General features: G+C 68.0%; 11 protein-coding genes and 1 pseudogene. 8 read left to right on the top strand and 4 right to left on the bottom strand.

All coding sequences use genetic code 11. The features are described 5' to 3' along the window. Positions 1-41: 41 nt before the first annotated feature. A complete protein-coding gene (locus G6N67_RS09755) occupies positions 42-3071 on the bottom strand; it encodes an MMPL family transporter (protein WP_036432544.1) in 3030 nt (1009 codons plus the stop codon). Between the two features lie 85 nt (positions 3072-3156). Between G6N67_RS09755 and G6N67_RS09750 the strand changes: the two genes are divergently transcribed. The 8 genes and pseudogenes from G6N67_RS09750 to G6N67_RS09715 all read left to right on the top strand — a co-directional run. Then, a complete protein-coding gene (locus G6N67_RS09750) occupies positions 3157-3723 on the top strand; it encodes a TetR/AcrR family transcriptional regulator (RefSeq protein ID WP_036435503.1) in 567 nt (188 codons plus the stop codon). 72 nt (positions 3724-3795) lie between these two features. Beyond that, positions 3796-5322 carry a fatty-acid--CoA ligase FadD4 gene (gene fadD4 / locus G6N67_RS39015; protein ID WP_036432547.1) on the top strand — a complete coding sequence of 509 codons (1527 nt, stop codon included), beginning with the start codon at positions 3796-3798 and terminating at the stop codon, positions 5320-5322. Further along, complete coding sequence (locus G6N67_RS09740; protein ID WP_036432550.1) at positions 5319-6209, top strand: enoyl-CoA hydratase/isomerase family protein; 891 nt, start codon at positions 5319-5321, stop codon at positions 6207-6209. The genes fadD4 and G6N67_RS09740 overlap by 4 nt, the downstream gene beginning before the upstream one ends. Before the next feature lie 86 nt (positions 6210-6295). Continuing rightward, positions 6296-7207, top strand: coding sequence for a MaoC family dehydratase (locus G6N67_RS09735; RefSeq protein WP_230021388.1), 912 nt, complete (start codon positions 6296-6298; stop codon positions 7205-7207). Positions 7208-7236: 29 nt separating this feature from the next. After that, positions 7237-8334 carry a CoA transferase gene (locus G6N67_RS09730; RefSeq protein ID WP_036432556.1) on the top strand — a complete coding sequence of 366 codons (1098 nt, stop codon included), beginning with the start codon at positions 7237-7239 and terminating at the stop codon, positions 8332-8334. Next, complete coding sequence (locus tag G6N67_RS09725; RefSeq protein ID WP_036432558.1) at positions 8328-9599, top strand: amidohydrolase family protein; 1272 nt, start codon at positions 8328-8330, stop codon at positions 9597-9599. The genes G6N67_RS09730 and G6N67_RS09725 overlap by 7 nt, the downstream gene beginning before the upstream one ends. Next, positions 9596-10717 carry an MFS transporter gene (locus G6N67_RS09720; protein ID WP_036432562.1) on the top strand — a complete coding sequence of 374 codons (1122 nt, stop codon included), beginning with the start codon at positions 9596-9598 and terminating at the stop codon, positions 10715-10717. Before G6N67_RS09725 ends, G6N67_RS09720 begins: the two co-directional genes overlap by 4 nt. A gap of 46 nt (positions 10718-10763) precedes the next feature. Then, positions 10764-11462, top strand: a pseudogene (locus tag G6N67_RS09715) (aminotransferase class I/II-fold pyridoxal phosphate-dependent enzyme); the annotation flags it as partial. A gap of 138 nt (positions 11463-11600) precedes the next feature. Here the strand turns inward: G6N67_RS09715 and G6N67_RS09710 are convergent. From G6N67_RS09710 to G6N67_RS09700, 3 genes are read right to left on the bottom strand one after another with little or no spacing between them, the layout of a single operon-like run. Further along, positions 11601-12149 (bottom strand): hypothetical protein, encoded by a 549-nt coding sequence (locus G6N67_RS09710; RefSeq protein ID WP_036432564.1) that lies wholly within the window; start codon positions 12147-12149, stop codon positions 11601-11603. Between the two features lie 54 nt (positions 12150-12203). Further along, positions 12204-12839, bottom strand: coding sequence for a class I SAM-dependent methyltransferase (locus G6N67_RS09705; RefSeq protein ID WP_036432566.1), 636 nt, complete (start codon positions 12837-12839; stop codon positions 12204-12206). Between the two features lie 20 nt (positions 12840-12859). After that, positions 12860-13471 (bottom strand): methyltransferase family protein, encoded by a 612-nt coding sequence (locus tag G6N67_RS09700; RefSeq protein ID WP_036432568.1) that lies wholly within the window; start codon positions 13469-13471, stop codon positions 12860-12862. Positions 13472-13524: the final 53 nt, after the last annotated feature.

Raw genomic sequence — 13524 nt, 5'->3', positions numbered from 1 at the left:
CCGGCCGTGTGCCGTCCCTGTCTTCTCCCGCTCGGCGCGGGTCAGTGGGCCGGCCACCACATCCGGTTCCCCAGCAGGCTCATCGCGGCAGGCACCAGATAGGTACGCACCACGGTGATGTCGAGCAGCAGGCCGATGCCGATCGTGGAACCGATCTGCACGAGGTTGAGCACCGTCCCACTGGTGAGCGCGAACATCGTGATCGCGAAAACGACACCCGCCGTGGTGATCACGCTGCCGGTACTGCCGAACCCCCGGATGATGCCGCTGATCACCCCGCTGTGCGACTCCTCCCGGATGCGCGCCGCGAACAGCATGCTGTAGTCGGCGCCGACCGCGACCAGCGCCATGAACGACACCGGGAACACCGACCAATCCAGACTGATGCCGATGATGTGCTGCCAGATCAGGGTGGACATGCCCGCCGCGGCACCGAACGACAACACCACGGCGGCGATCATCAGCACGGGCGCGACCAGGCTGCGCAGCATCACGATCAGCACGAGCAGCACGGCCACCACCGCCACGACACCGAAAAGCGCGAAATCGTGCCAGGTTTGGTCGAGATGACGCTGGGACAGTGAGGCCAGGCCGGTCGAGGAGATGGTGGCGTGTTCCAACACGGTCCCGGTCGCGGCATTGTCAGCGGCGGCGATGACGTCGGGCACCGCGCCCATCGCCTCGGCACCGTACGGGTTCACCGCCCACACCACCATCATGCGCGCGCTGCGGCCGTCCGGTGAGATGAGCAGCCGCTGACCGGCAGTGAACCTGGGGTCGGTGCGCCCCTCCTCGGGCAGATAGAACCCCCGGCCCGCGCCGCCCGAGGTGTCGGCCGACAGCCGGCGCAGGAAGTCCTGGGCCCGGTCGAGCCCCGCGCTGAGCTCGGTGGTCAGCGCCACCATGGTGTCGGTGCCGGTCTTGACCTGGCCCAGACCTGTGGTGAGCTGAGCGAGACCCGTTGTCAGTTCGGTGATTCCGGCCGTCAGCCGGGTGAGCTGCCGCCGCGTCTGTTCCGGGGTGCGGGTGCCGAGCTGGTCGAGCATAGCTCGCAGCCCTTTGATGCCGGCCCGCAGATCCGGCAGGGCGTCCAGCGCGGTGGCGACGGGGCGTTCGGGAACCAGCGGCGCTGCGAGCGTGAGCCCGTTGATCGCGAGCAATGCGCGTCCACCGGTGGCCGCATCGAGGTCGGCGAACGCCTGCCTGGCCCGCATGCAGTCCGCGGCACAGCCCGGCCCGGGTTCGGCAGCGGTGAGCGGGTCGAATACCGCATGCACCGCGGCAGTCGGGGCAGCCAATTTGTCGCGGGTGGCGCTGATTTCGTCGACGGCCCGGGTGAGCGCGTCAGTTGTGCTCGACATCGTGCGGACCACGGTCGCGACGTCGAGGGAGCCGTCTGACAGCGTGTTGGCGACGCGGTCCGCGGATTCCAGGGTGTCGAGCAGGTTGCGGGTGAGGTCGACGAGCTCACGCGCGCCCCTGGCCAGCTCGGGCAGCCGGGTGGACGCGTTCGCGGATCCGTCGTGAAGCTGGTTGACGCCGGCCGCGAGTTGCCTGAGTTGTGGGATGGCCTGCTCGACGCGCTCGTGCGCATCGGCCAGGCCGGCGCCGACCTGAGCGGTCTGTGAGCCGATTGCCGTCTCGGGCAACGGTTTCCCGTCGGGCCGGGTGATCGAGCGGACATAAGCGACCTGCGGCAGGTTGCCTATGGCCATCGCGATGAGATCCAGCGCGGCCAGGTCGTTGGTGTTGCGCATGTCGTGATCGGCTCGGATCGTGACGAATTCGGGCGCAGCCTCGTTGACGCCCCAGTGCCGGTAGACGGCGTCGTAACCCTGCTTGCTGTCGGTGGCCCGCAGTTGCATGGCGTTTTCGTCGATGTTCGGTTGGAACGTGAACAGCACCGCGCTGGTCGCCAGCAGGAATGCCAGCGATGCCGCGACGAGTGCGGGAGCGCGGCGCACGATGGCCGCACCGCGCCTGCGCCACCGCCGCTCGTCGAGCGGACGTGGCTCGGCATAGCCACGCCGGCCCCACAGTGCCATGATCGCGGGCGTGAGCGTGAGACTCACCGCCATGGTGATCCCGATCGCCAGTGCGATCGGTGGGCCAGCGGTACGGAACATCCCGATCTTGGTGAATACCATGGCCATTCCCGCTCCGGCGATGGTCAACGCCGACGCGATCACGATTCCCGCAGTGTGCGCGCCGGACCGCGTGACCGAGTCGTCGACGGACTTTCCGCGGCGCCGGCCCTCGTGGTAGTTCGCGAGCAGGAAGATGCCGTAGTCGGTGCCCGCGCCGAGCACCATGGCGGTCACCAGGGCGATCGTGAAGTTCGAGACCGACAGCAGCTCGTGACCGCCCAGCCACGAGACGACCGGACGTGCGACACCCAGTGAGATGCCGACGGTGAGCAGCGGGATCATCGCGGTCAGCAACGAGCGGTACACGGCCAGCAGCAAAAGCGTGATCAGCACGACCGAGACCACGGTGATGATGGCCAGTGAGGTGTCGATCGCGGAGAACAGATCCGACAGCGTCGGCGCGGCACCGGTGAAGTGGACGTCCACGCCCGGCGGGCGCGGCAGTGCCTCGACGGCGGCGCGCACGTTCTCGGTCGACCGGTGTGCACGGGTCGATCCGACATCTCCCGTGGTCGCCACGATGAGGTGGATGGCCTTGCCGTCCGGGCTCATGCCGAGGCTTTCCAACCCCGGTGTGCCATAGGTGTCGAGCACGTAGGCGACGTCGTCGTGGTCGGCCACCAGGCGGGCTACCAGATCGCGGTAGTACGCCGAATCGGCAGGCCCGAGTTCACGGTCGCTCGACACCACGATGCTGCCGATCGCGGTGGTGTCGGGGACACCGAAGTCGCGCGACATCTGCCGCAGGGTTTCGGTGGTCGGACTCTCGGGGGTGAAGGGCGCCGAGTGCTCGGCCACCGTGCGTTCGAGTTGCGGAACTGCCAGGTTGAGCGCGCCGGCGAGCACCAGCCACAGCCCGAGCACCCACCACGCATGTTTCGCACAGGTGCGCGCGAGTTTGCCGAAGATCGCAAGATCATGCATTCCGGCAGCATAGACCAATCAGTCTATGGGAGCTCGAGTAGGATGGACCAACCGGTCTATGTGGTGATGTGGAGTGTGGGTGGAGATGGCAGGCCCGCGAGAACGGCTGATTCGCAGCGCCATTCAACTCATGCGTGAGCAGGGCGTGCACGCCACGGGCCTCACCGAGTTGCTCGAGCACAGCCGCACCGCTCGCGGATCCATCTACCAGCATTTTCCCGCCGGAAAGACTGAGCTGATGGCACAGGCGACACTCGACGCAGGGCGCATGATCACCGCCAAGATCGAGGAGTTGACCCGCTCGCTGCCTGCGGAAGACGTGATACAGGCGTTCGTGGCCGGGTGGAAACAGAGCCTCACCGAGAGCTCATTCGCTGCCGGATGCCCCATCATGGCGGCCGCGCAAGCCGGACCGGACGCGCTCGCGGTGCGTGACGCGTCGGCGCAAGTGTTTGCTGACTGGGCACGAGTGATCGCGGAATCGATCACATCGAAGGGCGTAGATCCCGCGACGGCCAGCACGCTCGGCAGCTTCATCGTCAGCTCGCTCGAAGGCGCCATCATCCAATGCCGGAGCGCGCGTTCGCTGCAGCCGCTCGACGATGCCAGCGCAGGCCTGATGTTGCTGCTGCGCGGTGTCGGCGCAGACTGACTCCGGGTGCGTGGGCGGCGAGAAACCGGCGCCACTTGACACCTGTCAAGTGGCGCCGGTTACAGTGCCTTCATGCAGATCCGCGAGCACGTCGGCCCCGAGAACAATGGGACCAAGCCGGCGATCATCCTCCACCCGTCGGGCACCGTCGTGACGTTCGACGAGCTCGAGGCGCGGGCGAACCGGCTGGCGCATTACTTCCGTGATCGCGGGCTGCGCGAGGGCGATGTCGTCGCGATCCTCATGGAGAACAACGAGCACATCCATGCCGTGATGTGGGCCGCGCGCCGCAGCGGCCTCTACTACGTGCCGATCAACACGCACCTCACCGCCGCCGAAGCCGCCTACATCGTCGACAACAGCGGCGCCAAGGCGATCGTCGGCTCGGCCGCGCTCAAGGATGTCTTGACCGGGCTCGACAAGGAACTGCCCAATGGACTACCCGATATCCTGCTGATCGCCGACGGCGAGCTGGACGGCTGGCTGCGGTACCCGGAAGTCGTTGCGGAGCAACCGGATACCCCCATCGACGACGAGATCGAGGGCGATCTGCTGCAGTATTCGTCGGGTACCACGGGCCGGCCCAAGGGCATCAAACGCGAACTCCCACACGTTCCTCCGGCCGAGCACCCCGGCCTGATGGCTGCCCTGGTCGGCTTCTGGATGCAGCCCGACTCGGTCTATCTCAGCCCCGCACCGCTCTACCACACGGCGCCGTCGGTGTGGTCGATGCAGACGCAGGCCGCGGGCATCACGACCGTGGTGCTGGAGAAGTTCGACGCAGAAGGCTGCCTCGAAGCGATCCAGAAGCACAAGGTGACCCACGGCCAGTTCGTCCCGGTGATGTTCACGCGCTTGCTCAAACTCCCTGAGGACGTGCGCATTTCGTACGACGTGTCGAGCCTGCAGCGGGTCATGCACGCCGCCGCACCCTGTCCCGTGGAGATCAAGAAGCAGATGATCGACTGGTGGGGGCCGATCGTCGACGAGTACTACGCGTCGTCCGAGGCCATCGGCGCGACCCTGATCACCGCCGAAGAATGGCTCACGCACCCCGGTTCGGTCGGCCGGGCGATGACCGGCATCGTGCACATCCTCGACGAGGACGGCAACGAGCTGCCCGCAGGCCGGGCCGGGGAGATCTTCTTCGAGGGCGGTGCCGATTTCGAATACCTCAACGATGCCGAGAAAACCAAGTCGTCCCGCGATTCACACGGCTGGAAAACGGTGGGGGACATCGGCTATCTCGACGACGACGGCTACCTGTACCTCACCGACCGGCGCCACCACATGATCATCTCGGGTGGGGTGAACATCTATCCGCAGGAAGCCGAGAACATGCTCGTGGTCCATCCGAAGGTCATGGACGCCGCGGTGTTCGGTGTCCCCGACGACGAGATGGGTCAGGCCGTCAAAGGTGTGGTGCAGACCGTCGACCCAGCCGACGCCACGCCGGAGTTCGCCGAGGAACTGCTGGCATGGTTGCGCGACCGGCTGTCGCACTACAAGTGCCCCCGGTCGATCTCGTTCGAGGCCCAGCTGCCCCGCACCGATACCGGCAAGCTGTTCAAGCAGGAGCTGATAAACAAGTACTCGTGACGGTTCACGAGTTACCGGCCGGCATCCGCGTCGCCGTCGAAAACGCCGATGACGACGCGACGTTCACCCTGACCGAAGCCCCCACCGGCGACCGCCGCAAGGTCACGGTGCCTTCGATCTCCACAGCCCTCGCAGACCTCACCGCGCGCTGCACCAGTTGGCCGCAGGCCGCCGCGGTGTGTGACGACGTGCTGCGCAGCGTCGATCCGGCAGGACCGACCAGGCCGGGAGTCATCACCGAATCCCTCGCGTACTCCACGCTGCAGGCCGGTCCCGAATTCGCGCGGTGGCTCGCCGAACGCGGGCCCGCCGTCGCGCCGCGCCTTCCCGAACCCGTTCAGGCCGAACGCGACGGCAACACGCTCTACGTCCGGTTTAACCGCCCCCAACGGCACAACGCGTTCTCCACCGACGCCCGTGCGGCACTGCTGGAAGCCCTCGAGGTGGCCCGGTTGGACCCGTCGGTCGACGAGGTGGTGCTGAGCGGCAACGGCAGATCTTTCTGCAGCGGAGGCGATCTCGCCGAGTTCGGCACATTCGACGACCCGGCCAGTGCACACCTGGCCCGCACCCGGCACAGCCCGGCCTTGATGCTCGACGAGCTGACCGCTCGGCTGGGCCTGCGGTGCCGGGCCGACGTACACGGCCAGGTGCTCGGCAGCGGGTTGGAGATGGCCGCCTACTGCGGGCGCATCCGGTGCGATCCGCACGCCACCCTCGGACTCCCGGAGTTGGCTTTGGGCTTGATCCCCGGTGCGGGCGGCACCGTGAGCGTCACGCGCCGCATCGGCCGGTGGCGCACGGCCTACCTGGTGCTCTCGGGGCAGCCGATCGATGCGGCGACGGCACTGGCCTGGGGCCTGGTCGACGAGACGACCACGATCTAGCCGACCGGTTTACAGTGCCAAGTGTGTCTGGTGGCCCATTCTTCGACGACCTGCAGGTCGGACAGGTCTTCGATTCCGCCCCGTCGATGACGCTGACCGACGGCGCCGCGGCGGTTCATCAGTCGATCCTGGGCGATCGGCTCCGGCTGGCACTGGACGCCGAGCTCGCGAGCGCGGTCACCGGTGCTCCGGGCGCCCTGGCCCATCCGGGGTTGGTGTGCGATGTGGCGATCGGGCAGAGCACGTTGGTGACCCAGCGGGTCAAGGCCAACCTGTTCTACCGTGGGCTGGCCTTCCACCGCTATCCGGTGATCGGCGACACCCTGTACACCCGTACCGAAGTCGTTGGATTGAAACAGAATTCAACCAGGCCCGGGAGGGCCCCGACCGGGCTCGCGGCATTGCGCATGACAACCGTTGACCAGCGGGACCGTCCGGTGCTCGATTTCTACCGCTGTGCGATGCTCCCGCTGTCGGGTGACATCGAGACCGGGCACGCCGACGACCTGTCTGCGATCGGCGCCGCCCCCGCGCCGGACCCCACCACGGGCTGGAACGCCGGCGCATTCCGAGCCCGCGTACCCGGGCCGTACTTCGACCCCGGTGTGACCGGCACGGTGCTGCGCAGTACGGCCGATGTGGTCAGCGGTGCGCCCGAGCTGGCCCGACTCACCCTGAACATCGCGGCCACGCACCATGACTGGCGCTCCGGTGGCCAGCGTCTGGTGTATGGCGGGCACACCATCGGCCTGGCCCTCGCGCAGGCGAGCCGCCTGCTGCCCAACCTGATCACGGTGTTGCGCTGGGAATCGTGTGACCACACCGGCCCGGTGCACGAGAACGACACGGTCTACAGCGAACTGCACATCGAATCGGTCGAGCCGCGGGCCGACGGCGGCGTGCTCAACCTGCGATCGTCGGTCTATGCCGCGGGCGGGCCCGATGGCGGCGCGGATCGCCAGGTGCTCGACTGGCGGTTCAGTGCCCTGCAGTTCTGACCGCCCTGGCCGCACAGCACAATGAACCGATGGGTTCGTTGGGGATCACCGCGGGCGTACTCACGCGCGCGCAACAGGTGGCCGACGGATTCACCGCACACACCGGGGTCAGGGTCGACGCCGCCGAGATACTCACCGGCCGCGCCGCGCTGCTCGGCATCGCGCCGCGGCGGCGGGTGTCCGCGGGCGGTGCGACGCGACTGCTGGCGGGAGACGACGGCTGGGGCGCCCTGACGTTGTCGCGGCCCGACGACATCGCCGCGGTGCCGGCCTTGTTGCACAGCGACACCGTGACGCCTGACCCCTGGCCGGCCGTCGAGGCGTGGACCCGCGAGCACAGCGTCGCAGAACTGGTCGAGCGCGCGCGACTGCTGGGCATGCCTGCCGCGATCTTGGCCGAAACACCCGCGGCGCCGCCGCGTATCCGCCCACTGGCCGGGGGCCGCCGGGCCCGGCCGATCGCGGACCTGCTCGTCGCGGATCTGTCCTCGATGTGGGCCGGTCCGCTGTGCGCTCAGCTGCTGGCGCAGGCCGGTGCCACCGTGGTGAAGGTCGAACACCCGGCCAGGCCCGACGGCACCCGGGCCGGCCCGCGCGCATTCTTCGACTGGATGAACAGCGGAAAGCTGTCGTATGCGGTGACTTTCGATGATGCCGGGCTCGCACAGCTGCTGTCCGTGGCCGACGTGGTGATCGAGTCGTCACGGCCGGGCGCCCTGGCCCGCCGCGGGCTCGGACCCGAAACAGCGACGCGGCCCGGCCGCGTGTGGCTGCGCATCACCGGCCACGGTGCCGACCAGCATGCCGACTGGGTGGCGTTCGGCGACGATGCGGCGGTGTCCGGGGGATTGGTCGGATATCACGACGGTGCACCGGTTTTCGTCGGTGACGCGATCGCCGACCCGCTCACGGGCCTCGAGGCCGCCCGAGCGGTCACCGCATCCCTGGCGGGCGGTGGCGCCGAACTGATCGAATGTGTGATGGCCTCGGTCGCCGCCACGTACGCTGGAAGCCCTGGCGGAGAACCGATTACGGCAACTGCAGTCTCCCCGTCGCTGGCCGCCGCCGCGCTGGGTGCCGACAACGAGACCGTGCGGCGCATGGTATCCGGAAGAGCGACATGCTGATCCAACATGCAGCCATGCTGGACGGCGCGGTCGTCGACATCCGGGTGGGAGACCGCATCGAGCAGATCGCCGACACGCTCGCGGCGCAGCCCGGGGAAGATGTGCTCGACGCGGGGCTCGGCACCGTCATCCCGGGCCTGCATGACCACCATATGCATTTGTACTCCGCTGCAGCGGAGAAGGATTCGGTGCGGATCCATGCAACCGAGGTCCACGGCCGCGAAGAGCTGGCGCGCATCCTGACCGCGGCGGTGCCCGGTGCCGACGGGTGGATCCGAGCGGTCGGTTACCACGAGAGCGTGGCGGGCCCACTCGACCGCGAAACGCTCGATGCCGTGACACCACCGCACCCGGTGCGCGTGCAGGACCGCAGCGGCGTGCTGTGGACCCTCAACTCAGCAGGGCTGGCGGCGATCGGCCGGCCGGAGCACCCAGACGGCCGGTTGCGCAGTGCGGACCCTTTGTGGCAGAAAACGTTGCCGCGCAGGCAAACCCGGCTCGCCGCCTTCAGCGACCTGTTGTGTGGCTACGGCGTCACCGGTGTCACAGACGCCACTCCGGGCGGCGACGTCCCGATCACCGGGCTGCGTCAGCGCGTGCATGTGCTGGGGTCCGGCAAGAAGATCCTGCACGACGACGATCTCGACCTCGATGCGCTCACCAGATGGATCGCCGACCGGCATCACGCCGGGCGCTCCGTCGCCGTGCACTGTGTGACCACCGCGCAGCTCGTCGTCACCATGGCCGCGCTGCGCGCGGCGGGCACCGCGCCCGGCGACCGCATCGAGCACGCGGCCATGGCTCCCGGCGACTGCCTGTCCGACCTCGTGGGCCTCGGCGTGACCGTGGTGACCCAGCCGAACTTCGTCGCCGAACGCGGCGACGAGTACCGCACCGATGTGCCCGCCGACGAACACGATCAGTTGTGGCGCGTCGCGTCGCTGTTGCGAGCCGGCGTGCCCGTGGCGTTGTCGACCGACGCGCCGTTCGGCCGCAGCGACCCCTGGGCGGCGATGCGCGCGGCCGTGCACCGCCGCACGCCGTCGGGTGTCGTGCTCGGGCCGGCTGAACGGATCCTGCCGAGAACCGCGTTGACGCTGTTCCTCGGCGGCGCCGTGCATCCAGCCCGGCCCCGGCGGATCGCGCCGGGACAGCCGGGAGACCTGTGCGTGCTGTCGGCGCCGCCGGGCACGGTCCTGGCAGAACTGGACGCCGGGCTGGTCGCGGCCACCATCGTCGGCGGGGGCGTGGTGTTCCGCCGATGAATGTGTGGCGCACCGCGGGTATGCCCGCACTCTTGGCGTCGGCGGCCCTCGGTTTCACGGGCTTTGCGCTGCTGCTGCCGACCGCGCCGATGTGGGCCGTGCGCCTGGGCACCGATTCGTTCGGAGCGGGTCTGGTCAACGCGGTCCTGATGGCGTGCACGGTGGTGGCGCAGCTCTTGGTGGGCCGGCTGATGCGGCGCGTCGGCTGGGCGGTCACGTTGGCGATCGGTCTCGTGCTGCTGGGCGCGCCCGCTCTCGTGCACATGTTCGCCGAAACCTTGTGGGCCGTGTTGTTGCTGGCGGCGTTGCGCGGGTTCGGGTTCGGCATTCTCACGGTGTGCGGTGTCGACGGCATCGCGGGCCTGGTTCCGCAGGAGCACCGCGGCCGTGCGGTCGGCGCGTACGGTCTCGCGATCGCCGGACCCCAGTTCGTGCTGGTTCCAGTGGCGCCCTGGCTCGCAGAGCAGGTCAGCTTCGACCTGGTATTCCTGCTCGCGGGTGCGCCGCTGTTGGGGGTGCCGCTCGTGCTGATGTTCGGGAGCCCGATCCCGCGTCCCGCCACCCGGCCTCGCGATCACGTCGTCGCGACCCGCGGCCTGGTCATCACGATCGGTGCCTTGGTGGTCGTGACCGCGTCCGGCGGCGCGATTCTCACGTTCACGCCGCAGTTCTCGGGTCCGGCGACGGGCTTCGCGGCGTTGTTGGTCATGACGGGGATGTCGGCGTTGAGTCGCTGGCGGATCGGCGGTATCGCCGACCGGCACGGTGCGGGCCGCTTCATCGCGCCGATGCTGTACGTGGCCGCGGGCGGCCTGGGCTTGATCGCATTCGGGATCCCGCACAGCGGTGCGGCCGTCATCGCGGGTGCGCTGCTGATCGGCACCGCGTACGGGGCCCTGCAGAGCTTGACGCTCGTCGAGGCGTACGCAGTCACGGATACACGTGCCCACGGCGCGGTGAGCGTGGTGTGGAACGTCGGCTTCGACGCGGGCACGAGCCTCGGGTCGTTCGCGGTCGGTGCCCTCGCCGCGGGCGCCTCGTTCCCAGCTGCGTTCGTGGTGATGGCGGTCGGGTGCGCACTCGTCGGTCTGGCCTGGCCTTTTACCCGCGGCAGGTAACGGCATAGAAGCGCCTGCGGCCGGGTATGCCCAAGCCATGAAGGCCATGGATCAATCCGAGGCGCCGCTGCTGGACGCACTGCACGACCACCATCTGTCCCACCGGTACGGGTTCACTCCACCGGGGCACCGACAGGGGCGTGGCGTCGACGAACGAGTGTTGCGCGTGCTCGGCCGGGATCCGTTCCGCAGTGATGTCCTCGCCAACGGTGGCCTCGACGACCGGCGCAGCAGAGGCGGGTACCTCAAACGCGCGGAGGATCTCATGGCCGAGGCCGTCGGTGCGGAGGTGGCGTGGTTCTCCACGTGCGGCAGCTCGCTGTCGGTCAAGGCCGCGATGATGGCGGTCGCCGGTGGTGACGGCAGCCTGCTGCTGAGCCGCGACAGCCACAAGTCGGTGGTGGCCGGGTTGATCTTCTCGGGTGTGGTGCCACGCTGGATCACGCCGCGTTGGGACGCCGAGCGGCACCTTTCGCATCCGCCGTCGCCCGAGCAGGTCGAAGAGGCCTGGCAGCGTTATCCCGACGCTGCGGGTGCTCTTGTGGTGAGCCCCAGCCCGTATGGCACGTGTGCCGATCTGGAGCGCATCGCGGAGATCTGCCACGCCCGCGGTAAGCCGTTGATCGTCGACGAGGCGTGGGGCGCGCACCTGCCGTTCCACGAAGATCTGCCGACGTGGGCGATGAACGCGGGCGCAGATGTGTGCGTGGTCAGTGTTCACAAGATGGGCGCAGGGTTCGAGCAGTTATCTGGGGTCAGATTCTGATGTTTACTGTTGTTCCCGCTGAGGCGATCTGATCTAGTCGGGCCTGATCGGAAACAGGTTAGGCTGTTGGTGTTTCCGGTTAGGGGTTGGTTGGTGCGTTCTGGTTGACGCGACGATTCAGGAGCCCATCATTCCGCGGCCGCCCATCATCGGGCCCATCATGGCGGGCATGCCGTCGGTGACGAAGCCGGTGACTTCGTGTGCGTGGGCGCGGATGGTGTTGGTGAGCTCGGGGTCGGAGGAGGTCTCGGTGGCGATAACTCCGTTAGGTGTCAGTGTGATTCGCCGCTGGTAGTCGGTTGCATGGCGGAACAGGGTGGGCAGGCTTTGACTCATGCAGCTCACTTCGGCGCCTTGGTCGAGATGCTGATACATCGAGGAGACGTGGGCGTGCAGTTGCGCGACGAGATCGGGGGCGTCGGATTCGGTGGTGGTACGGATGCCTCCGGGGATGTTTTCCACGGTGCGGCGCAGTTCGGTGTGGCGGGCGAACATGGTCATGTAGCGATCCATGTCGGTGCCGGAGACTCCGCCCATCATGCCGGGACCGTTGGCGTTCCCGGTGGGCATGCGAATACTGTTGGTGCGCAACAGGTATCCCAGTGCGGCGATCGCCCCTGCCCCACTGAGTAGGGCAAGTGCGGCGCGTCTGGTGAATTCGGTCATGTGCGGCTGCTTTCGTGATGGTGTCCCGCTCGGACCCCTTGGCTGCAGGGCAGGTCAGGTGGCAGGGGTTTTGTGGGCGACGACGCGTTCGACGAGGCCGAGTGTGAACCGCTCACGATGGTCGATCGCGAGGTCGGTCGCGGCCCGCAGGTGCTCTAGGGGGCGACGTAGGAAGTGTTCGCCGCCGAGGGGAATGGTGAATAGTTCGAGGCCCCGCTGCACGGCTCGGACTGGGGCGGTGCTGCTGCGGATGTGGTCGACGAGGATGAGTTTTCCGCCGGGGCGCAGGACTCGGGTCATTTCGGTGAGGGCTTGGGTGTGGTCGGGGATGGCGCAGAGCCCGAAGGTGCAGACGACGGTGTCGAAGCTGGCATCGTCGAACGGCAGGTGATGCGCGTCGGCTTGTTGCAGGGTGGCGGGGTGACCGAGGTCGGCGGCGCGTTGGCGGGCGATGTCGAGCATCTGCTGGCTCCAGTCGATCCCGGTCAGGGTGACGTTCTCGGGGTAGAAGGCAAGGTTGAGTCCGGTGCCGATCGCGACCTCCAGGACGTCGCCGGTGGCTTGGCTGCAGACCCATTGGCGGGAGTCGCCGAACAGGTGGCGGTCGAAGAACCCGATCTCACGGTCATAGGTGCGAGATTTCTTGTCCCAGTACCGGTTCCAGCGGGCGGTGCGATCATCGGTGGGCATGGTTCACCTCGCGTCGGCGGTCAGACGGTCAGGCGGCGTCCGATGTAGGGAACGAACCGGCCGACAGCCCCACAGTAGTCCCGGTAGGCCTGGCCGTGGATGGTGTTGAGGTAGGGCTCTTCGACCACTCGTACCTGCAGTTCGATCGTGGCCCACAAGACGGCGAAGGCGGCCAGGGCAAGCGGGTTTGGGGTGATCAGGGTGATGCCGGCGGCGAAGATCAGCATGGCGGTGAAGATGGGGTTGCGTACCAGCGCGAACACGCCGTGGCGCACCAATGTGGTTGTTTCGCTGGGGTCCACTCCGATGCGCCACGATGGGCCCATGTCGCGTTGGGCGTGGACGGTGGCGGCGATCCCGGCGACGGCCAGCACTATGCCGGTGGTCTGGATCCACGGCGCATCAAGCACGGCCATCGGGGTGAGGATGTCGAGCAGTTGCAGCAGGGGCGCGGCCGCCCCGGCGAGGATGGCGGCGATGAATCCGACACCGGCCAACCATTGCAGCGACCCGGGCCGACCGTGGATGCCGCGGAATCCGGTGGATCCGGTGTGGCGGTATTGGGTCCAACTGCGCCAGCCGAACCCTAAGACGGCAAAGATCACGTAGAAGATGAGCGCGGTGGCGGGCATGGGTGAAACCTCCTGGCCGGGACTGGGATAGGTGCCGATGTGGAGATGGGCGT

The sequence above is a fragment of the Mycolicibacterium mageritense genome, from assembly GCF_010727475.1.
Classification (GTDB): Bacteria; Actinomycetota; Actinomycetes; order Mycobacteriales; family Mycobacteriaceae; genus Mycobacterium; species Mycobacterium mageritense.
This window is presented reverse-complemented; position numbering and strand designations above follow the sequence as displayed.

Coding starts and splice junctions, on each gene's coding strand:
- fadD4 (WP_036432547.1), top strand. CDS start 3,796: ATGCAGATCCGCGAGCACGTCGGCCCCGAGAACAATGGGACCAAGCCG.
- G6N67_RS09735 (WP_230021388.1), top strand. CDS start 6,296: ATGACGCTGACCGACGGCGCCGCGGCGGTTCATCAGTCGATCCTGGGC.
- G6N67_RS09755 (WP_036432544.1), bottom strand. CDS start 3,071: ATGCATGATCTTGCGATCTTCGGCAAACTCGCGCGCACCTGTGCGAAA.
- G6N67_RS09720 (WP_036432562.1), top strand. CDS start 9,596: ATGAATGTGTGGCGCACCGCGGGTATGCCCGCACTCTTGGCGTCGGCG.
- G6N67_RS09730 (WP_036432556.1), top strand. CDS start 7,237: ATGGGTTCGTTGGGGATCACCGCGGGCGTACTCACGCGCGCGCAACAG.
- G6N67_RS09710 (WP_036432564.1), bottom strand. CDS start 12,149: ATGACCGAATTCACCAGACGCGCCGCACTTGCCCTACTCAGTGGGGCA.
- G6N67_RS09700 (WP_036432568.1), bottom strand. CDS start 13,471: ATGCCCGCCACCGCGCTCATCTTCTACGTGATCTTTGCCGTCTTAGGG.
- G6N67_RS09705 (WP_036432566.1), bottom strand. CDS start 12,839: ATGCCCACCGATGATCGCACCGCCCGCTGGAACCGGTACTGGGACAAG.
- G6N67_RS09750 (WP_036435503.1), top strand. CDS start 3,157: ATGGCAGGCCCGCGAGAACGGCTGATTCGCAGCGCCATTCAACTCATG.
- G6N67_RS09725 (WP_036432558.1), top strand. CDS start 8,328: ATGCTGATCCAACATGCAGCCATGCTGGACGGCGCGGTCGTCGACATC.